The organism is Caldisericum insulae, from assembly GCF_047785965.1.
Classification (GTDB): domain Bacteria; phylum Caldisericota; class Caldisericia; order Caldisericales; family Caldisericaceae; genus Caldisericum; species Caldisericum exile_A.
This window is the reverse complement of sequence record NZ_JBLOBF010000001.1, coordinates 72,952-92,165: the sequence shown is the minus strand read 5'-3', so window position 1 is coordinate 92,165 and position 19,214 is coordinate 72,952. Positions and strand designations below refer to the sequence as shown.

Genomic DNA, 19,214 nt, shown 5'->3' with positions numbered 1-19,214 from the left:
AAATTATATCACAAATTATGAAAATTTTTCAAACGATACAACCTCTTCTAAAGATTTCCTATCCTTTTCGAAAATATTTCCGTTTCTTGGATATCCAAGTGTTAAAATAGCAGCTACGCGAACGTTCTGAGGAATGTTGAGAAGTTTTTTAACTTCGCCTTCATTGAAAGCTCCAATCCAACAAGTACCAAGTCCTAAATGTGCCGCCTGCAATGTCATGTGGTCAAGTGCAATTCCTAAATCGAGGATGTTCGAATCATACCATCCTCCCATGAGATATCCTCTTTCAGTAATACAACCTACAATCAAAACTGGCGCTTCGCCTACAAACTTTTGATTTGCACACGCAGAAACCATCTTCTTCCGTGTCTCTTTATCTTTTACAACAACAAACTTCCACGGTTGAATATTGCAGGCAGAAGGTGCAAGTCGCCCTGCCTCAAGAACTTCTTTCAACTTTTCTTCTTCAACATCTTTTTCTTGATAGTTTCTTACAGACCTTCTTTTTAATATTGCTTCTAAAATCATGGCTCATCACCTTTTTCTAATTTTAATAACTCTTCATTCAAAATTTTATTAACAAGTTCTGGCTTGCCTTTTCCTCTAAGCTCTTTCATTATTTGACCAACAAGAAAACCAAAAACTTGCTTTTTCCCAGAAAGATATTGACTTACTGGTGTTGGATTATTTTTTAAAACTTTAACAACAATTTCTTTTATTACGTTCTCATCTGTAATCTGGACTAATCCTTTACTTTCAACAATCTCTTTCACGGATATGCCTTTTTCGATACTTTCTTCTATTACGCTTTTTGCAATGTTCGTTGATATGAGACCAGAATCAAGGTAAGAAAAAAGTTCCTTAAACTCATTACTACCAAATGTAAGTTCATCAACATCTTTTCCTTTTTTATTAAGGAAACCAAGAATATTAACAAGGAAAAAGTTTGCAACTTCCTTAGGATGCCCAACTTTATTTACAATATCTTCAAAATAATCTGCATATTTCTTATTGTAAGCAATTGTCCTTGCATAATCCTCTTGAAGACCCAAAGTTTCTATATATCTAACGGCCTTTTTATTTGGTAATTCTGGAATTTCATTTTTAACTTCCAAAACAAATTCTTCTGAAAGTTCAAGAGGGGGAAGGTCTGGTTCAGGAAAATATCTATAATCGTTTAGCTCCTCTTTTACCCTCATGGGCTTTGTAGTCCCTTCCTTTTCATCGAAGTGGCGGGTTTCTCTTATGATACGCTCACCGCTTTCAATTGCCTTAATTTGGCGCTCAACCTCAAAATCAATTGCACGCTTTACGCTTCTAAAGGAATTGAGGTTTTTAATTTCAACCTTTGTTCCTTTGTTTTCATCTTTTGACACAGAAACATTAACATCACATCTAAGGGCTCCTTTTTCCATATCACCAGAAGAGACACCAAGATACCTTACTATACTTCTTAAAAGAGTTAAGAATTCGTATGCTTCATCTCCAGATTCAAAATCAGGTTGAGTTACAATCTCCATAAGGGGTACGCCCGATCGATTAAAATCTATAAAGGAATACTCTGACTCTGTTATATCGCCAATGTGAATTGATTTTCCAGAATCTTCCTCAATATGACCTCGTTCAATTCTTATTTTTTTAATTTTCCCCTCCATTGGAATTTCAAGAAAGCCATTAAAACCAAGAGGAAGAGAATATTGTGTTATCTGATAACCCTTTGGCAAATCTGGATAAAAGTAATTCTTTCTGTAAAATGTCGATTTGAGATTTATTTTCATATTCAAGGCATGTGCAAGTTTTACACCATATCTTATAGCTTCTTTGTTTATAACCGGAAGTGCCCCTGGAAGCCCGAGACATACAGGACACACATGTGTATTAGGCGGGTCACCAAATTCGGTTGAACAGCTACAAAACATTTTTGACTTTGTCGCAAGTTGAATGTGAATTTCAAGTCCAATTGTCGGCTTAAACATGTTTTGCCTCCTCTTGAAGAACATAAGCAGTATTAAGAAGCTCCTCTTCCTTAAACCATTTCCCGATCATTTGAATGCCTATGGGAAGTCCTTTTGAATCAACCCCAAATGGAACAGATATAGCCGGGAGGTAGGCCAAATTAACTGGGATTGTGAAGACATCGCTTAAATACATTTCAAGAGGTGTTGCCTTTTCACCAAACCTGAATGCAGTTGTGGGAGAAGTTGGAGTAAGAATGACATCGCAAATTTCAAACGCCCTCTTAAACTCCTCAAAAATTATTCTCCTAACTTTTGATGCCCTCAAATAGTATTGGTCATAATAACCTTCTGAAAGCGCAAATGTGCCAATAAGAATCCTTCTTTTAACTTCGCTACCAAACCCTTTAGTTCTTGTGTCTTCGTAAAAATCTCTCAAGTTATCAGCATTACCTTCAAATCCATACCTCACACCGTCATAACGTGCAAGATTTGCTGATGCTTCAGACGGAGCAACAATATAATAAACGGAGAGTGCATATTTAAGATGAGGCATAGAAATCTCAACAATTTCTGCACCATTTTTCTCAAATATCTCCAATGATTTCCTGAAAGCTTCTTCAACCTCAGGTTGAATTTTAAAATTCTGTATCTCTTTTATTAAACCGACCTTTTTCCCTTTTATATCGCCTGTAAGGTAAGTCTCAAAATTTAGAACGGGCACTTTTGCAGTTGTTGAATCACGCAAATCAAATCCTGAAATAACTGATAAAGTTATTGCAACATCTTCAACACTTTTTCCAATTGGACCTATTACATCAAGAGATGAACCAAATGCAACAAGTCCATATCTTGAAACTCTTCCGTAAGTTGGTTTAAGCCCTACAACGCCGCAAAAAGACGCAGGTTGCCTTACAGAACCTCCTGTATCAGAGCCAAGAGCAATAAGAGTTTCATTTGCCTTAACTGCTGCAGCAGATCCACCAGAAGAACCTCCAGGTACATACTCTGTATTAACAGGATTTTTAGTTTTAAAAAAAGCAGAATTTTCAGTTGAAGATCCCATTGCAAACTCATCAAGATTTGTCTTGCCAATTATTATTGCTCCTTCTTCTTTTACTTTTTCAATAACAGTTGCATCAAAAGGTGCAATATAGCCTTTTAGAATTTTGGAGCCTGCTGTAAGTTCAAAATCTTTCACAGAGATGTTATCCTTTACAGCAACCGGGACGCCTAAAAGCAAACCCTTTTTATTAGGATTATTATCAATCTCTTCTGCCCTCTTTAATGCATAATCGTGGAAAACATTTAGATAAGCCTTAATCTCGCTGTCAAGTCGGTCAATATTTGTTAAATATGTGAGAACTACATCTTTTGCTTTTAATTCTTTTGTCTTTATTTTCGAAACAATTTGAGAAACACTAAGAGCTGTTATATCCATATTACTCTCCTATAATCCTCCTTACTCTGAAAAAACCATCTCCAAAAAGTTCTCTCAGACGTTTAAGATCCGTTAGATGCAAACTATCTTCAACAATATCATCTCTCAGAACTAATTCAATCTTTTCACCATATACCATTGGTTCAATACTATCTGTCTCTACTTCCTTTAAATTTTCAAAGTAATTTATTATATCTTCAAGATCTTTTAGCATTGAACCTCTTTCATTCTCATCAAGTTTTAGAGCCGCAAGTTTTTCAATTCTTTCAAGCTCAATTTTCATAACTATTTTCCTCCATATCCAATCAATTTCTTAAATTCATCTTCATTTATGATTTTTATGCCAAGTTTTTGGGCTTTTTCAAGCTTTGATCCAGGATCAACTCCCACAACGAGGTAATCCACTTTTTTGCTTACGGTATCTGAAACGTTACCCCCGAGGCTTTCAACAATTTTGCTTGCTTCATTTCTTGTAAAATCTTTGAGTGTTCCTGTAAAAACAAACGTAAGCCCTTTTAATGGTCCTTCCTTTGAAGTTTCTACAAGTGTTTCGCTTGTGTTTACACCTGCCTTAATAAGTTTATCAATAACTTTTCTGTTTTCAGAGGAGCTGAAGAATTCAATAATAGATTTTGCGGTAACAGGCCCAATCCCTTCAATTTGTAATATATCTTCAACTTTCGCATTCATTAAATTATCAAGTGATTTAAAGTGTTCTGCAAGGAGTTCTGCTGTTCTCTTACCGACATTAAATATACCAAGTGCGTATATTAGATTTGAAAGAGGTCGCAACTTGCTTTCCTCAATATTTCTCAAAATTTTTTCGGCAAGTACTGGCCCCATTCTTTCAAGCGTGAGTAGTCTTTCTTTTGTAAGATAATAAAGATCACCATAATCTGTAACAAGTCCTTTATCGACCAATTGGTCTACAAGTTTCTCACCAATTGACTCTATATCCATTGCATCTCTTGAAACAAAATGGATTATACGTTCCTTAACTTGCGCAGGACATCTGACGTTTATGCAACGAGTTACAGCAAAACCCTCTTCTCTTACAAGCGGACCACCACAAACTGGACATTTATCAGGCATCTTAAAAGGTATTTCTTTACCCGTTCTCTTTTCTTTTACAACTCTTACAACCTCGGGGATAACTGAACCTGCCTTATGAACAATAACATGGTCTCCAATTCTAATATCAAGTGCCCTTGCAATATCTTCGTTATGAAGAGAAGCTCTCGAAACAACTGATCCATCAATTTCAACAGGCTCAAAAATTGCAACTGGTGTTACAGCTCCGGTTCTTCCCACGCTAAAAATAATATCTTTAACAATTGTTTCTGCTTCTTCTGCAGGGAATTTATACGCAATTGCCCAACGTGGTTCATGGGATGTTGCCCCTAATTTTTTTTGCAGTTCAATATCATTTACTTTAACAACTACACCGTCTGCACCAAATGGAAAAGAATCCCTTACGGAAGTTAGCCTTTTTACTTCTTGTATTACACTTTCGATATCCTTATGAACCCTTACTTCAGGACTTATTCTAAAACCAATTTTATTAAGATACTGAAGAAGTTCAAACTGTGTTTTGAATTCGACGCCTACAATTTCCCCAACACCATAAGCAATCATATGAAGTTTTCTTTGTGCTGTTATACGAGAATCAAGTTGTCTTATTGAGCCTGCTGCTGCATTCCTCGGGTTTGCAAACGGAGGTTCACCTTTTTCAATTCTTTCTTTGTTGAGTTTCTCAAAGTCCTCTTTATACATAATTACTTCTCCACGTACTTCAATAACAGAAGGAGGGGTATCAGTAAGAAGCTTTAAGGGAACACCTCTTACGGTTTTCACATTAGGGGTAACATCCTCCCCTCTTACTCCGTCCCCTCGAGTTGCACCTTTCACTAAAATTCCATTTTCATATCTTATTGATATTGCAAGACCATCCATCTTTAACTCAGTTTCGTATTCAATTTGATTTAAACCTGACTCTCTTTTAACTCTTCTATCAAACTCTCTTAAATCATTGTCATCGAATGCATTACCAAGAGAAAGCATTGGGACAGTATGAATAACTTCTGGAAACTCTTTAAGAGGTGGAGCACCAACCTTTTGAGATGGTGAATCAGGAGTAACTAAGTCTGGAAAACGCTCTTCTATTGCAAGCAATTCCTGAAATAGCCTGTCATACTCAGCATCTGTAATCTCAGGAGAATCAAGTACATAATAACGATAATTATGATAATTTATTAAATCTCTTAGCTCTTTAAGCCTTTTTTCAGCTTGCTCCCTTGTTAAATGAGAGACGTCAATTTTCATTTACACCCACCTCCTATCTTGTGAGCAGCTTTATATCCACCCCCTCAATTATATAAACATTTTGAGAATTCGAAGAGACTACAAAGATGGGATTATCTATCGAAAAGGCCTTTATGAATCGCCCTATTTCTCGGTCTTGTGAATCCTTTACCACTACTAGATAAAACACTGTCCCTTGCTGGTTTACATTTTTGTAAACATATGCATGTATTTGCGAGCCTTCAAGATACTCAAAAGGAGTAAAATCCACTTTTTGTATGCTATTTAAAAGTTTGCCTCTTGTGTCATAAAAGTAAAAACCGGATCCCGTAGAAAAAACTACTTTATTTTTACTAATAAAAATATTATGTATACTTGAATCAAAATTCGTTTTTGCAAGCATGGAAAGAGAACTATTATAGAAATATACAGGAAGGCTCGAATTATTTCCACTATTTTGAGTCTGATTAATTAATAATGTTTTATATCCTGCAACAATGTTTCCATCCACAAAATATCCAAAGACATTACCAATTGAACTTGTTTGTTTTTCAGTAATTGATGCTTTTGCTGCAATTCTTGAACCGTCAAGAAGATAAATATCTCCACTTTCAAGAACAAAAACTGCATTACCAGAGGAATCAATTGAGATTTGAGAATTTTGCCCCATGTCAGGAACAACATCTTTTGTAAGAACTTTTCCTGTTTTATCAATAGTTATAATCATATAAGAAAGATCTTTCAGAGATTGAAAGAGCAATTTTACATTGCCATTATTTAGAAATGTAACAAATGGATCCCTTGGGATATAGTTATCAAAACCCAAACTATAAATCTCCTTAAAATCTTTACCCAATACGTGGAATTTAACTCCTGCAACGTAAATAGAACCATCAGAAGGATTTACAACAAATCCAAAAATTTTACTATCAATTTTTTTTGAAAATTTCGTATTACCCTCGTTGTCAATTAGGGCTACGTATCCCTGAGTATTTCCCACAAGAATTCCATTCTGATAAGAAGTAGCAGCAGTAGGAGGTTCTTGAAGAGTTTTTAAAGTTTTTTCATTAAATACGATTTGTTTAATGAAAAAAAGCCTATAGATTATTAAACCTGCAAATACCAAAACTAAAATAATTGAAACGGCAACTAAAAGTTGCAATTTAGAAATCTTCTTAATATTTACTCTATTTTTGTTCTTCATGCTTCAATTTTATGTGAATTTCCTTTTTAGTCAAGATATAAACTTAATTCCTTGATAACATAAGGATTTATATGATTTTTATTATAATATGGCGGGTTTATGTGAAAAAAAACAATTTGGACGGAGGAAGTTTTAATGCAAGAGTTAAAACTGAGGACTATTATTTTAGCAGCATTAGGAAGTGCTGTAATCTCTATGAGTTCTATCTACGTTGCACTTCGAATTGGTGCATTACCTTGGCCTACCATTTTTGTTGCTATCTTATCAATGGCCATTTTAAAGGCCTTAAAAAACACAAATTTAAAGGAGATAAACGTAGCACATACAGGGATGTCAGCAGGTGCAATGGTTGCAGGTGGTATTGCCTTTACAATTCCTGGTATCTGGATGATTAACGAACAAACAAAGATAAGTTTCACCTATGTGTTCCTTGTATCCCTAATAGGCTCAGTAATTGGAGTTTTTATGGTTGCACTCATTAGAGAATTTTTTATTGAAAAGTCGAATTTACCTTTCCCTGTAGGGGTTGCAACTGCACAAACACTTATTGCAGGCGATGAGGGAGGAAAAAAATCAAAAATAGTATTTTCATCACTTAGTGCTTCAGCAATTTTTACCTTTCTAAGAGATGGATTTTCGAAAATTCCAAAAGCAATTATTTTCAGAGGTCTTGAAAATTACGGAATCGGATTATTTATGTCACCAATGGCATTTGGCATTGGTTATATTATCGGAATTATCTATATGGGGGTATGGTTCATAGGAAGCATTATTGGAAATATTCTTATCCCTATTTTCCTTTCCTCGGCACTTCAAGGGATAAATGCCGCTATAACTTTCAAAAACAATTTGGGCATTGGGCTTATTATAGGCGGCGGTATTGCTCTCCTAATAAAAGATATAACACCTAAAATTTTGAGTATTTTCAAAAATGCATTCAGCAAACTGAACATATCCTACAAGATTATCTCTGTTGTACTTTTATCTATTCTTGGAATTGAACTTATATTCCTCAAACTCGGAATTATTGCAAGTTTATTAACGCTTGTTGGCGCAGCACTATCAGTTGTAATGGCTGCCTACACTGACGGGGCAACAGGCATTGTGCCAATGGAAATTTTTGGAATAATAATCCTTCTCTTTGTAAAACTTGTAATTGGTGGTAATTCTCTTTCTTACCTTCCTCTCTTTGCTATCGTTGCAATTGTTGCTGTTGCAAGTGGTGTTGCAGGTGATAACCTTCAGGATTTTAAAGCAGGGTCAATTATTGGAACAAATCCAAAAGCACAAATTATATCAGAACTTGTTGGTGCCATAGTGGGAGCAGTGTTTGGAACAATAGCAATGTTTATTCTCCACTTTGCGTATGGAAAGGTAGGACCAGGAACATTTCTTGTTGCACCACAGGCATATGCGGTTTCCCAGATGGTACAAGGACTTTCCAATCCAAGAAGTTTCATGTTTGGTCTCATAACAGGCTTTGCCCTCTATTTCTTTAACATCCCAACAATGATACTTGGCATTGGGGTGTATCTTCCGTTTATTATTTCTCTTACCGCATTTCTTGGAAGTGTTTTGAGAGTTGTAATTGATAAGTTCTTTCCAAAACAAAGCGAAAACTTTACACTTATTTCTTCTGGACTTTTAGGTGGCGAAGGTTTTGCAGGTACAATTGTTGCCATTATTAAGTTTATATGGAGGCCGTGATGGGAAGTATTACCGATGTTAAAGGAGTTCTTGTTGGTAATTACGAAGACTTGGAAAATCTGACAGGGGCAACTACAATAATTATAGAGAAAGGGGCATCTTCCGGTGTGGACGTAAGGGGGGGTGCCCCCGGCACTCGCGAAACAGACCTTTTAAAACCCGAAAACCTCGTTGAGTATGTTAATGCTATTTATATTGGAGGCGGAAGTGCAATGGGTCTTGAAGGTGCAAGTGGAGTTTCAAGATACCTTGAAGAGAGAAATATCGGTTTTGATACAGGAGTAAAAAAGGTTCCAATAGTAAGCGGTGCAATAATTTTTGACCTTGCCATAGGAAAACCTGTTTACCCAGATATTCAAGCAGGTTATATGGCAGCAAAAAACGCGACGGATAACTTCAATGCAAATGGTAATGTTGGTGCAGGTGTGGGTGCAACAGTTGGTAAAATAAGAGGCATGAATTTTGCAATGAAGGGTGGATTGGGAACTGAAAGCATAAAAATCGGAGATATTGTAGTTGGTGCTCTTGTTGTAGTAAATGCACTTGGAGATATCTATGACTTTGATAACAAAATCATAGCTGGTGCACTAAACAATGGCAAAAATGGATTTATAAACACTGAAGAGTTTATTCTGAAGACTCAAACTAATGAAGTACCATTTAAGAATACAACAATAGGTGTAATTGCAACAAATGTCAAATTATCAAAATCAAAATTAAAAAGACTTGCTATCATTTCTCATGATGCAATTGCAAGAAGAATAAAACCATCCCATACAATCTTTGATGGTGACACAATCTTCACCCTTTCAACTAATGAAATTGAATTTGAAGATTTACTAACACTTGGGGTCTTATTCGAAAATGTTTTAGAAAATGCCATTATCAATGCAATAAAATACGCAAAGACTATTCAAAACATTATTGCATTTGAAGACTTTAAAGTATAATATATTGAAAGGAGGATTAAATGGTTGAAGAAGGAAAAATTGCTCCAGATTTTGAATTAAAAGATGCAGAAGGAAATTTAGTAAGACTTAGCGATTTTAGAGGAAAAATTGTAATATTATATTTCTATCCAAAGGCTCTTACATCTGGCTGTACAAAAGAGGCACAGGACTTTAGAGACCACTATGAGGAGATTAAGAAATTAAACGGAGAAGTAATTGGTATAAGTGGAGACAAAGTTCTTACGATAAAAAAGTTTAAAGAGAAAGAAAATCTTCCTTTTGTTCTACTCTCCGACGAAGGATTCAAAGTTTCAACCGAATACGGGGTTTATAAAGAGAAGAGTATGTATGGGAAAAAATATATGGGAATAGAACGCTCTACTTTCATAATTGATGAGAACGGTGTAATAAAAAAGATTATGAGGAAAGTAAAAGTTCCTAACCATGTTAAGGAAGTGATTGAAGAGGTTAAAAAATTAAGAGGTTTAAAATGAAGGCACTAATTATAGTTGATATGCTTAAAGACTTTGTGTATGATTGGGGAGCTTTAAAAATAAACGGAGCAAAGGAAATTATTCCTTATATTCAAGATTTAAAAACACAGTTTAAACAAGAAAAATTGCCTATAATTTATCTTGTAGATTCCCATGACACGTTTGATAAAGAATTTGAAATTTGGCCTAAACACTGCGTTGAAGGAACAGTTGGTGCAGAAGTAGTTGATGAATTAAAGCCTGATAAAGAAGACATTATTATAAAAAAGAAAACTTACTCTGGGTTTTTCAAGACAGACCTCGAAGAAACACTTAAGAAGTTAAACGTTAACGAAGTTTACATTGTTGGCATTGCAACAAATATATGTGTGCATTACACGGCATCTGATGCAGTTTTAAGAGGTTACAAGGTGGTAATACCTTGGAAAGGAACAAAAGGAATAACCGAGGAAGACGAAATATACATGAAGAAACACTTTGAAAATGTTTTAAAAATAACAATTATTTAGGAGGATCGTGTGTTTACAAAAGAAGGGATTTTGAAAATAATTATTGATAGCGGAAATAATGGAATCACAAGAAGTGAAATCTACAAAAAAAAGACAAAGGAAAAAGATATAGTTGAGTCACTTGTTAAAACACTTATAGATGAAGGCAAAGTAGTCGAAAAGAAAAAGAGACTCTATGCAAAAGAAAAATTGCAAGAACTTCATGCTAAAACAGCAGTTTCTCAAGAGGAATTTGTAAAGTTAAAGGATTTTATAGAATTCAAAAATAAGGTCGAGAAAGCAATTGACGAACTAAAAGGGCTCATTTCGCAACTTAAAAACGAAATTGATCGAGCCTATGATTATATTAATGATGTCTTTATTTATCTAAAAGAGCCAGATCACGTAAAAGTAGACGAAGTTGATGTTGATACATTGAGGATGATATATGATAACCTGAATGCAATTTATAATTTTGGTGACTCTGTACCAATTCCTGTTTTTAAAGACGAAGTTAAAAAACAATTTAATATTTCAGATGAAGATATTGACAAAATCCTTTTAGATCTCGATAGTAAAGAAATTATTTATCTCCAGACCATAGACAATCCAAAAGATTTTCCTGATACAAATAGAGGAATAAAGTTTGAGGGGAGAACTTTTTACTTTATAACATGGATGAAAAGAGAGTATTAATAGAGAAGTTTAAAAGCCTTCATCCTTTTAAAGAAAATATTATAAAAGACCCCTTCAGTAACGATATTATTGACGTTGAAACCATAAATAAAACTGCATTTGACAAAGTTATAGAAGAACTAAAGGAAGTAAAAGAATCTAAAAAACCAGATATTTTAATCTTACAAGGAGAACCAGGCTCCGGAAAATCGCATCTTCTTGCAAGGATCTATAGACATGCAGAAACTGAAAGATTTCTCTTTGCTCTATACAACCCACTTATCGTAAAAATTGATTCAACATATTCATCGCTTTTACGAAGTATCTTTGAAAGTTTTGAGCGAAAGCATTCTGAACTAAAAGCTAAACCCATAAATCATATAAGAGGAGAAATAATTCACATCGGATTGAAAGACTACAATTCACAAGAAGAACCAAAAATACAGGTACTTCTAAGAGAGATAAAAAAGCCCAAGAAAACACTCCTTCCTGCAGTTTTCTATGAGAACTTTATGTCATTGCCAAAAGATGCCCAAAATAGACTTGTAAAAGTTATCTCAGAAGAAACCTTAAAATACATTAAAGCTGAAAGTAATTATACCATAGGCAAAAAATACCTTAAAGCAATAATTGAAGCACTTATTGATGAAGAAAAATATCCTCTGTTGAGAGATCTTGTAAATGAAGGAAGCCTAACTAATGAAGATGCAAAAACACTAAATCTTACATCAGGATTTGTAGTAAATGAAGACATTGCTTTTGAAATTATTCAATCAATTTTTCTTGTATCACCATTCCCAATACTTCTTTCAATCGACCAAATAGAGCATTTTGATCAACACCTTGATGAAAAAGGGATAATCAATTTCCTTGAAGATCTTTACAGACTTGTTTCAAATACAAAAAATGTACTTCTACTTTTAAGTGCACAAACGGCTGTTTTCAGAAAATGGAATTCATTTTTACCAGAACATCTTAAAGATAGATTTGCAAATGTTGCATCCCTTGAGGGAATGAGAGCAGAAGAAGGACTGGAAATAATAAAAAAGAGAAACGCTTACTACTTTTCGAAATTGGGAGAACAAATTAACGATCCTTATTTCCCATTTAATAAAGAAGATATACTTTCAAAAATAAAAGAACATAAACTGAAATCACCAAGGAAAGTAATCGAGCTTGCAGATGAAATCCTTGAGGGCAAGATAATAGAGAAAAGGAGCCTAAAAAACGAGTTTGAAAATATTCTTAAATCACAAATATACAATAAGGATGACTTTGAAGAAGCTTTTGGTGAGTTACTTGTAACTTTATTGGGTGGAATTAATCTTTACCCTCGTGGAAAGAAACTTGTTATACAAGTAAATGATATGTCAGTTGGCATTGATAACTCCAAAAACTATTATTCAACTGTAAGAAAACTCGCAAGTTCATTAAAAAAGAGGAAGCTTAGCAGAGCAATCTTTATAAGAGATGAAAAGATGCAGCTTAGATCTGGAACAAAATCAATGGAGTTGATAAAACAAAACGATATTTCAATAAGATACTACAATTTCGAAGAAGGGAAAAAATTAATGGCAGTTCAAAAACTCATAAGTCTTACAGAATCAGGAGATTTGGAGTTAGATACTAAAGAGGTTTCAGATTTTGCAAAAGAATTACTTAAACAATTTTTGGGAGAAATCCCTAAAAAAGGAAAAGTTATAGCGCCTCTCACGATGAAGAAACAAACAAAAGAAAAATATACTGGGGAAGCAAATAATATTGTTGAAGAAATTGTTTCAAAGATAAAAAGTGATTTTATTGAAGGAAAAATAAATATTGCAAGATTGTCAAAATATATGGATAAAAAATATGCACACCTTATACCAGAAGTTGTCCAAAAACTTAAGATGATAGAAAGTCTTTATGTTAAAGAACAACAAAATGGAGAAATTTTTATTGCAAAGAAGAGTCTATGAACTGTCAGTTTCTGATGTATTAATGTTATCAAAGTGCGAAAAAGCACTTGAATTGAAGCTTAAAGGGTATAAAGTAAACTTTAAATTCGAAAAACTTTCATATACAGGAATGCTTCTACATAAGACTTTAAACTATTTTGCTAAGAGCACAAGTGAAGGATTGTTTGATGAAATTGATTTAAATAACAAAAATGTTGAGACTTATATTAAGAACAAAATATATGAGGTCTTTTTCAGAGAAGTCAACAAAGACCACAGGTCTACACTTGATATTGTTTGGAAATACCTTGAAGACTTTTCGGTACTTCTCTCAACCATAGTTGAAGAGAACAATATATCTCTAAAAGACTTATTTATATACTCAGAAAAGCCCTTCAAATTCAAATTGACGGATCAAACTTTTATAAGGGGCCGATTTGATGTACTTTTGAGAATCGGGAACAAGATAAAAATAATCGATTATAAGACAGGAAAAGATGATTTCGAAAGAGACACATTTCAAATTTCATTATATTATAAGGCAGTGAAGGACACGCTTGGTATTGAAGCCGATCCACACATAATGTACTTTGAAGATGGAAAAATCATCACAGAAAGTTATACCAAAAGCGAGATAGAAACGACGCTTGAAGTTATAAAAAATCTTATTAACACCTTTTTGAATAAATTTGAACAAGGAAAGATAGAACTTTCAACGAACAGAAAATTTTGTAAATTCTGCAGTATGAGAAACTATTCATTCTGCAAATTCACTTAGAAATTCCCCTATAGAGTCCTATAACTTTTCCAATAATTTTCACATCTCGAGTTATAAAGATTGGCTTATATTTTGGATTTGCAGGAACAAGATATAAGCCATCTTTCATTTTTTCAACTTTTTTAACAGTTGCTTCATCTCCAATAATGGCAACACAAATGTCTCCAATTGAAACAGGCGAATCAGGATCAACAATTACAAGATCTCCGTCTTCAATATGAGCTTCAATCATACTATCCCCCTTGACCTTAAGGACAAAGGCATGTGGATGTAATCTTGGGTCGACAGGAAATGGAAGAAATCCTTGAATATCCTCAACAGCAATAGTTGGATCTCCAGCATGTACTGCACCGACAAGTGGAAATTTATTCATCACGGGAGCAACAATTTTTATTGAACGCGCCTTTCCCTCAGTTTTCACATAGCCAAGGCGTTCAAGTCTTTTAACATAATCGTAAACAGTTGCAATCGAGCGTAAACCAAGTTTTTCTTGAAGATCTCGATAAGTAGGCATAATTCCTTCACTCAATAGTTCGATTAATGCATCAAGTACCCTCTTCTGCTTGTTTGTAAGTTTTTTGTCCATTCTTTCCACCTCGTTATATTGTACGAACATTTCTTCACTTGTCAAGGTCCAAATAATATAAAAATCAATCTACTCATTTTGCAAAAATTTTACAAAAGGTAAAATTAAATATGAAATACTTCATTATATTTTTAATTATTGCTACAATTGTTTACGGATTATTCATTGAGCCAAACGTTGTAAAGATTACAATCATAAATTTTCCTTCAAGCAAAATTGAAAACTCACTTGACAATTTTACAATTGTGCAAATATCAGATCTACATCTAAAGGATTTCGGCATGAAGGAGGAGTTCATTATAAAATCACTTATTACAATAAAACCCAATATAGTTGTTTTTACCGGAGATTTTATTGATGATAAAAAGTATCTAAATTTCTTGGATCAATTTCTAAATTCATTCAGATCAAACTATGATAGTCCTGCATACGCAGTGCTTGGAAATTGGGATTATGAAAGTGCACCCAATGAAATTGAAAATCTTTTAAGAAATAACAATATTACATTACTAAAAAATGAAAATGTTTATTATTCATTCAAAGACACAAGTTTCTATATAGTAGGTATCGACGATACCATTACAGGACACTATGATCTAAACTCTGCGCTATTTAGAGTGGATTTAAGCAAATTTACTCTGGCTCTATCGCATTCTCCAGATATTGAAACAAAATTCTCTAACGATCTAAAATTTGACTTAATTTTATGTGGACATACACACGGCGGACAAATTGGTATCCCATTTATCGCAAGAAAACTTGCTCCAACATCAACAAAATACATTAAAGGTCTTTACACTACTCAACACGGATCAATTTATGTAAATCGAGGCATTGGAACATCAGTCATACCTTTTAGATTCCTTTGTCCACCAGAGCTTACAGTCATAAAACTCAAAAGCAAAAAAATAAAATGGTGCGGGAGGAGGGATTTGAACCCTCACAGGTCGCCCTACTGGAACCTGAATCCAGCGCGTCTGCCGTTCCGCCACTCCCGCAAACTACTTCTCAGTAAGCACTGAGGAAATTACCATAGGTGGTTTTACGGTCTTTTTTAGTATACTCTTTACGCTTCGCTCGATTTCCTTAGATATATTACCAAAATCACCCTTCTTTGCAAAGGTTTTTACTATCCTTTCTACTTCTACTTTAATCTCACGAATTATATCACCTTCTTGACCTCTTGGTAAGACAAATCCACGAGTTTCAATATGAATTGGACGTGCAAATTCCCTATTCTTTTTTAAAAATACAATTATGAGAAGTACCCCCTTTGTTGCAAGCTCTTTCCTCTCACCAATATGAGCAAGATCAACTTCGTTTTTCACAGGAAACTTCATATTCCCTTCAACAAGTATTTCACCGGTTGAAATTCGTGGTAGTTTTCTTAACTTGTGATCAGCGAGTGCAACACCCAGTCCATTTTCAAGAAGAACTATGTTCTGAGAGGGAATCCCTTCCTCTTCACCAATTTTCTTTGCATATACAAGATGCTTATATTCACCATGAACAGGAACAAAATACTTGGGTTTTACAAGATCTATCATAAACCTTATGTCTTCTTGGGAACAGTGTCCAGAAACATGAATTCCATCTTCTTTTCTGTAATAGACAAAAGCACCTAATTTAAATAATTTGTTCACGACTTCCGAAACAAGTCTTTCATTTCCTGGAATAGGATCTGCAGAAATTATAACAATGTCTCCTTTAGTTATTTTAATACCATTATGCTCGCCATTTGAAATCCTGACAAGTCCCGACATTGGTTCACCTTGTGTACCTGTTGTGATTATTGTTATCATTTTTTTGGGTAGTGCATTAATATCTGATAACTCAACTTCAACATTATCCTTCAGCTTAAGATAGCCGAGTTTCGAAGCAATTTTTACTGATTCAATAATGCTCCTTCCATCAAATGCTACTTTCCTACCAAGTCTTTCTGAGATATCAATTACCTGTTGTATCCTGTGGATATTTGTAGAAAAAGTTGCAACGATTACTCTTCCCGGAGCTTGCTCAATTATCTTGTAAAGACTCTGGCCAACAATCGATTCAGAACCTGTGAGACCACTTTCATCAGCATTTGTTGAATCTGAAAACAAAACATCAATTCCAGATTTAGATAATTCCTCAAGTTTTTCGATATCCATTTGTCGTCCATCTATTGGAGTAGCATCAAACTTATAATCTCCTGTAAAGAATATCCTTCCTTCTTCAGTTTTAACAACAACACCAAAGCTCCCAGGTATGCTATGTGTTACAGTTAAAAATGTGAATTCAAAATTTCCAACTTTTACAGTTTGCCTTGGTTTTACAACTTCAAAATTCAAAGTGCTTTTTAACTTTGGGGGAATATTTTCCTTCACAAGTCCAAGTGTTAAGTCAGAACCTAAAATAACGGAAGGTTTAGCTTCTTCAAGCAAGAATCTTAAGCCTCCGATATGGTCAAGATGACCATGTGTTAGCACTACTACTTTTAACTTATTTTTGTTTTTCAAAACATAATTATAATCAGGGATTATAAAGTCTACACCAAATAGATCAGGCGGTGGAAATTTAAATCCAAAATCAATAAGGGCAAGATCACCTTTATATTCAAGCAAAGTTGAATTCTTGCCAATTTCACCAATTCCGCCTAACGGAATAATTTTAAATTCATTTTTCATCTCTTGACTTCTCCTTAAAAATCATTAAAATATAAAGGCGTTGGGGCGTAGCCAAGCGGTAAGGCAACGGACTTTGGATCCGTCATCCGAAGGTTCGAATCCTTCCGCCCCAGCCATTAAAAAATATCTCTAAAATAATTTATTTCAAATTTATTTTCTAATTTAAGTATATCTAAAATTCCAATTTCGTAATCAACATTTTTACCATTGATGTAAAAATTAACCGAATTAATAATATGATCTAATTTTCTTTTGCTTACTGCCTCAACTCCACTACCAAACTCTTTACTGCTTCTCGTTTTAACCTCAATAAAATATAACTTTTTACCCTTCTTTGCAATAATGTCTATCTCACCAAACGGTGTTCTAAAATTTCGTTTAAGAATTTTAAAACCTTTTGACAAAAGGTACTTTGCTCCAACTTCCTCTCCCTCTTTACCCAAAGAGTGAGACATTGTTGATACCTCTTAAAAATTTTTTCCTATGGATTGGACAAATCCCAAAGTTTTCAATTGCCTCTATATGCTCTTTTGTCCCGTAGCCTTTATTTCTATCAAATCCATAACGAGGAAACTCCTTAGAGAAGGCAATCATAATATTGTCCCTGTATACCTTCGCAAGTATAGAAGCACAGCTTATTTCATAAATAACACTATCCCCAGAAACAATGGCCTTTTGTTTGTAAGGTAAATCAGGAATTGTTCTATTTCCATCAACTAAAATTAGAACATCTTTTGGATCTAACTTACCAAATTTACTTGTAAAACTTAAAAATAAATTATCAAGCGCTCTTTTCATTGAAAGATAAGTTGCATTCAGAATATTTAAATTGTTTATTTCTTCGCAAGATGAAACACCAATACCAAATGCAGTTGCTTTCTCTACAATTTGATTAAAAAGAAACTCTCTCTTTTTAGGGGCAAGTTTCTTACTATCGTTCACGTTATCAATTTTCTGATTAATTATTATAGCAGCAGAAACGACAGGACCTGCAAGTGGTCCACGTCCTGCTTCATCGATTCCTATCCTAAGGATGTTCCCCACTGTATGCAAGTAGGAATTGAAAATGATTTATAGGCCAATAAACAAGAATTGCTCGACCTATAATACTTGAAATCTTAATTGGACCAAAGTATCTTGAATCAAAACTAACAGACCTATTATCTCCCATAACAAATACAGAATCACTTGGAACTTTAACTGGTTCCATATCTCCCGTAGGAGAATTCAAATATGGCTCATGTAAAGGTTTATGATCAATATAAACCGTGCCATTTTTAATAGAAATTGTCTCACCTGGAAGACCAATAACTCTCTTTATGTATCTATCGTTTGGCCTATTTGGGGGGATAAAAACAACAACATCCCCCCTATGAGGTTTCGAAAATCTATATGTAACCTTTTCTACAAGTACAAGATCCCCCGGCTCAAGTGTTGCAACCATCGAAGTCATCTGAACCCTAAAGGGTTGAATAACATAAGTTCTAAGTAAAAAAGAAATTAAAAATGCAATTAATATTAAAATAATCCAACTACGAAGTTCTTTATTAAAGTCACTCATTTATTGCTCAGTCTTTTCCTCGTTTATACTTTGAGTGGGTTCTTCTTTACTTGCTGTTTCAATTTTCTCTTTTACATTCTGTGCTTTTCCAAGTCGCTCTCTAAGGTAATAAAGCTTTGCTCTTCTTACATCACCTTTTCTTTTAACTTCGATCTTCTTTATAAGAGGAGAATGTAAGGGGAATACTCTTTCTACTCCAACACCATAAGAAACTTTTCTAACTGTGAATGTCTCATTAATGCCGCCGCCTCTTTTGGCAATAACGATTCCTTCAAAGACCTGGACTCTTTCTTTTCCGCCTTCTTTAACAATTGTATGAACTCGAACAGTATCACCAACATTAAAATTAGGCCTTTCTTTCAAATATTCCTTCTCAACTTCCTTCAAAATTTCCTTCATATAAATCAACCCCTTTCACATTTTCAAATATACCAAAATATTATACAGATTTCAAATACTTTTGCAACAAAT

At 34.2% G+C, this 19,214-nt stretch carries 19 protein-coding genes, 2 tRNA genes and 1 pseudogene; 9 read left to right on the top strand and 13 right to left on the bottom strand.

Annotated features, from left to right (window positions below; all coding sequences use genetic code 11):
• Positions 1 to 15: 15 nt before the first annotated feature.
• Genes ACMV0E_RS00485 through ACMV0E_RS00460 form a run of 6 tightly spaced genes read right to left on the bottom strand, consistent with a single transcriptional unit; the run spans position 16 to position 6,901 of the window.
• A complete protein-coding gene (locus ACMV0E_RS00485) occupies positions 16 to 528 on the bottom strand; it encodes a nitroreductase family protein (RefSeq protein ID WP_416084420.1) in 513 nt (170 codons plus the stop codon).
• Positions 525 to 1,976: an Asp-tRNA(Asn)/Glu-tRNA(Gln) amidotransferase subunit GatB gene (gene gatB, locus ACMV0E_RS00480; protein ID WP_416084419.1), complete on the bottom strand. Its 1,452-nt coding sequence runs from the start codon at positions 1,974 to 1,976 to the stop codon at positions 525 to 527. Before gatB ends, ACMV0E_RS00485 begins: the two co-directional genes overlap by 4 nt.
• On the bottom strand, positions 1,969 to 3,396 hold the full coding sequence (gene gatA / locus ACMV0E_RS00475) for an Asp-tRNA(Asn)/Glu-tRNA(Gln) amidotransferase subunit GatA (RefSeq protein WP_416084418.1): 1,428 nt from the start codon (positions 3,394 to 3,396) through the stop codon (positions 1,969 to 1,971). The genes gatB and gatA overlap by 8 nt, the downstream gene beginning before the upstream one ends.
• Position 3,397: 1 nt before the next feature.
• Positions 3,398 to 3,679 carry an Asp-tRNA(Asn)/Glu-tRNA(Gln) amidotransferase subunit GatC gene (gene gatC, locus ACMV0E_RS00470; protein ID WP_416084417.1) on the bottom strand — a complete coding sequence of 94 codons (282 nt, stop codon included), beginning with the start codon at positions 3,677 to 3,679 and terminating at the stop codon, positions 3,398 to 3,400.
• A 2-nt stretch (positions 3,680 to 3,681) separates the two neighbouring features.
• Positions 3,682 to 5,718 carry an NAD-dependent DNA ligase LigA gene (ligA, locus tag ACMV0E_RS00465; protein ID WP_416084416.1) on the bottom strand — a complete coding sequence of 679 codons (2,037 nt, stop codon included), beginning with the start codon at positions 5,716 to 5,718 and terminating at the stop codon, positions 3,682 to 3,684.
• A gap of 13 nt (positions 5,719 to 5,731) precedes the next feature.
• Positions 5,732 to 6,901 carry a hypothetical protein gene (locus ACMV0E_RS00460; protein WP_416084415.1) on the bottom strand — a complete coding sequence of 390 codons (1,170 nt, stop codon included), beginning with the start codon at positions 6,899 to 6,901 and terminating at the stop codon, positions 5,732 to 5,734.
• A 135-nt stretch (positions 6,902 to 7,036) separates the two neighbouring features.
• Between ACMV0E_RS00460 and ACMV0E_RS00455 the strand changes: the two genes are divergently transcribed.
• Genes ACMV0E_RS00455 through ACMV0E_RS00425 form a run of 7 tightly spaced genes read left to right on the top strand, consistent with a single transcriptional unit; the run spans position 7,037 to position 13,930 of the window.
• Positions 7,037 to 8,608: an OPT/YSL family transporter gene (locus ACMV0E_RS00455; RefSeq protein ID WP_416084414.1), complete on the top strand. Its 1,572-nt coding sequence runs from the start codon at positions 7,037 to 7,039 to the stop codon at positions 8,606 to 8,608.
• Positions 8,608 to 9,558 carry a P1 family peptidase gene (locus tag ACMV0E_RS00450; protein ID WP_416084413.1) on the top strand — a complete coding sequence of 317 codons (951 nt, stop codon included), beginning with the start codon at positions 8,608 to 8,610 and terminating at the stop codon, positions 9,556 to 9,558. The genes ACMV0E_RS00455 and ACMV0E_RS00450 overlap by 1 nt, the downstream gene beginning before the upstream one ends.
• A 20-nt stretch (positions 9,559 to 9,578) precedes the next feature.
• The gene (gene bcp, locus ACMV0E_RS00445; protein ID WP_416084412.1) at positions 9,579 to 10,052 is read left to right on the top strand and encodes a thioredoxin-dependent thiol peroxidase; all 474 of its coding nucleotides are present in this window, start codon (positions 9,579 to 9,581) and stop codon (positions 10,050 to 10,052) included.
• The gene (locus ACMV0E_RS00440) at positions 10,049 to 10,561 is read left to right on the top strand and encodes a cysteine hydrolase family protein (protein WP_416084411.1); all 513 of its coding nucleotides are present in this window, start codon (positions 10,049 to 10,051) and stop codon (positions 10,559 to 10,561) included. The genes bcp and ACMV0E_RS00440 overlap by 4 nt, the downstream gene beginning before the upstream one ends.
• Positions 10,562 to 10,570: 9 nt before the next feature.
• Positions 10,571 to 11,236, top strand: coding sequence for a hypothetical protein (locus ACMV0E_RS00435; RefSeq protein WP_416084410.1), 666 nt, complete (start codon positions 10,571 to 10,573; stop codon positions 11,234 to 11,236).
• Entirely contained in the window at positions 11,215 to 13,173 is a 1,959-nt protein-coding gene (locus tag ACMV0E_RS00430) for an NB-ARC domain-containing protein (RefSeq protein ID WP_416084409.1), read from the top strand. The genes ACMV0E_RS00435 and ACMV0E_RS00430 overlap by 22 nt, the downstream gene beginning before the upstream one ends.
• On the top strand, positions 13,154 to 13,930 hold the full coding sequence (locus ACMV0E_RS00425) for a PD-(D/E)XK nuclease family protein (RefSeq protein ID WP_416084408.1): 777 nt from the start codon (positions 13,154 to 13,156) through the stop codon (positions 13,928 to 13,930). Before ACMV0E_RS00430 ends, ACMV0E_RS00425 begins: the two co-directional genes overlap by 20 nt.
• Here ACMV0E_RS00425 and lexA read toward each other — a convergent pair.
• Positions 13,923 to 14,516, bottom strand: a complete 594-nt coding sequence (gene lexA / locus ACMV0E_RS00420) for a transcriptional repressor LexA (protein WP_416084407.1) — start codon at positions 14,514 to 14,516, stop codon at positions 13,923 to 13,925. The two genes, ACMV0E_RS00425 and lexA, sit on opposite strands and share 8 nt — an antisense overlap.
• A 110-nt stretch (positions 14,517 to 14,626) precedes the next feature.
• Between lexA and ACMV0E_RS00415 the strand changes: the two are divergent.
• Positions 14,627 to 15,229 (top strand): annotated as a pseudogene (locus tag ACMV0E_RS00415) (metallophosphoesterase); the annotation flags it as partial.
• A 201-nt stretch (positions 15,230 to 15,430) separates the two neighbouring features.
• On the opposite strand, the gene ACMV0E_RS00410 reads toward ACMV0E_RS00415, so the two are convergent.
• Both ACMV0E_RS00410 and ACMV0E_RS00405 read right to left on the bottom strand, forming a co-directional pair.
• Positions 15,431 to 15,514 (bottom strand) — tRNA-Leu (locus tag ACMV0E_RS00410).
• 3 nt (positions 15,515 to 15,517) lie between these two features.
• Complete coding sequence (locus ACMV0E_RS00405; protein WP_416084406.1) at positions 15,518 to 17,182, bottom strand: ribonuclease J; 1,665 nt, start codon at positions 17,180 to 17,182, stop codon at positions 15,518 to 15,520.
• Positions 17,183 to 17,223: 41 nt separating this feature from the next.
• On the opposite strand from ACMV0E_RS00405, the gene ACMV0E_RS00400 reads away from it, so the two are divergent.
• Positions 17,224 to 17,298, top strand: a tRNA-Gln gene (locus ACMV0E_RS00400).
• Here ACMV0E_RS00400 and ACMV0E_RS00395 read toward each other — a convergent pair.
• From ACMV0E_RS00395 to rplS, 4 genes are read right to left on the bottom strand one after another with little or no spacing between them, the layout of a single operon-like run.
• The gene (locus tag ACMV0E_RS00395) at positions 17,299 to 17,637 is read right to left on the bottom strand and encodes a YraN family protein (protein WP_416084405.1); all 339 of its coding nucleotides are present in this window, start codon (positions 17,635 to 17,637) and stop codon (positions 17,299 to 17,301) included.
• On the bottom strand, positions 17,618 to 18,226 hold the full coding sequence (gene rnhB / locus ACMV0E_RS00390; protein ID WP_416084404.1) for a ribonuclease HII: 609 nt from the start codon (positions 18,224 to 18,226) through the stop codon (positions 17,618 to 17,620). Before rnhB ends, ACMV0E_RS00395 begins: the two co-directional genes overlap by 20 nt.
• Entirely contained in the window at positions 18,210 to 18,743 is a 534-nt protein-coding gene (gene lepB / locus ACMV0E_RS00385; protein ID WP_416084403.1) for a signal peptidase I, read from the bottom strand. The genes rnhB and lepB overlap by 17 nt, the downstream gene beginning before the upstream one ends.
• On the bottom strand, positions 18,744 to 19,142 hold the full coding sequence (gene rplS, locus ACMV0E_RS00380; protein WP_416084402.1) for a 50S ribosomal protein L19: 399 nt from the start codon (positions 19,140 to 19,142) through the stop codon (positions 18,744 to 18,746). It lies immediately after the preceding gene.
• Positions 19,143 to 19,214: the final 72 nt, after the last annotated feature.

Coding starts and splice junctions, on each gene's coding strand:
- ACMV0E_RS00485 (WP_416084420.1), bottom strand. CDS start 528: ATGATTTTAGAAGCAATATTAAAAAGAAGGTCTGTAAGAAACTATCAA.
- gatB (WP_416084419.1), bottom strand. CDS start 1,976: ATGTTTAAGCCGACAATTGGACTTGAAATTCACATTCAACTTGCGACA.
- gatA (WP_416084418.1), bottom strand. CDS start 3,396: ATGGATATAACAGCTCTTAGTGTTTCTCAAATTGTTTCGAAAATAAAG.
- gatC (WP_416084417.1), bottom strand. CDS start 3,679: ATGAAAATTGAGCTTGAAAGAATTGAAAAACTTGCGGCTCTAAAACTT.
- ligA (WP_416084416.1), bottom strand. CDS start 5,718: ATGAAAATTGACGTCTCTCATTTAACAAGGGAGCAAGCTGAAAAAAGG.
- ACMV0E_RS00460 (WP_416084415.1), bottom strand. CDS start 6,901: ATGAAGAACAAAAATAGAGTAAATATTAAGAAGATTTCTAAATTGCAA.
- ACMV0E_RS00455 (WP_416084414.1), top strand. CDS start 7,037: ATGCAAGAGTTAAAACTGAGGACTATTATTTTAGCAGCATTAGGAAGT.
- ACMV0E_RS00450 (WP_416084413.1), top strand. CDS start 8,608: ATGGGAAGTATTACCGATGTTAAAGGAGTTCTTGTTGGTAATTACGAA.
- bcp (WP_416084412.1), top strand. CDS start 9,579: ATGGTTGAAGAAGGAAAAATTGCTCCAGATTTTGAATTAAAAGATGCA.
- ACMV0E_RS00440 (WP_416084411.1), top strand. CDS start 10,049: ATGAAGGCACTAATTATAGTTGATATGCTTAAAGACTTTGTGTATGAT.
- ACMV0E_RS00430 (WP_416084409.1), top strand. CDS start 11,215: ATGGATGAAAAGAGAGTATTAATAGAGAAGTTTAAAAGCCTTCATCCT.
- lexA (WP_416084407.1), bottom strand. CDS start 14,516: ATGGACAAAAAACTTACAAACAAGCAGAAGAGGGTACTTGATGCATTA.
- ACMV0E_RS00405 (WP_416084406.1), bottom strand. CDS start 17,182: ATGAAAAATGAATTTAAAATTATTCCGTTAGGCGGAATTGGTGAAATT.
- ACMV0E_RS00395 (WP_416084405.1), bottom strand. CDS start 17,637: ATGTCTCACTCTTTGGGTAAAGAGGGAGAGGAAGTTGGAGCAAAGTAC.
- lepB (WP_416084403.1), bottom strand. CDS start 18,743: ATGAGTGACTTTAATAAAGAACTTCGTAGTTGGATTATTTTAATATTA.
- rplS (WP_416084402.1), bottom strand. CDS start 19,142: ATGAAGGAAATTTTGAAGGAAGTTGAGAAGGAATATTTGAAAGAAAGG.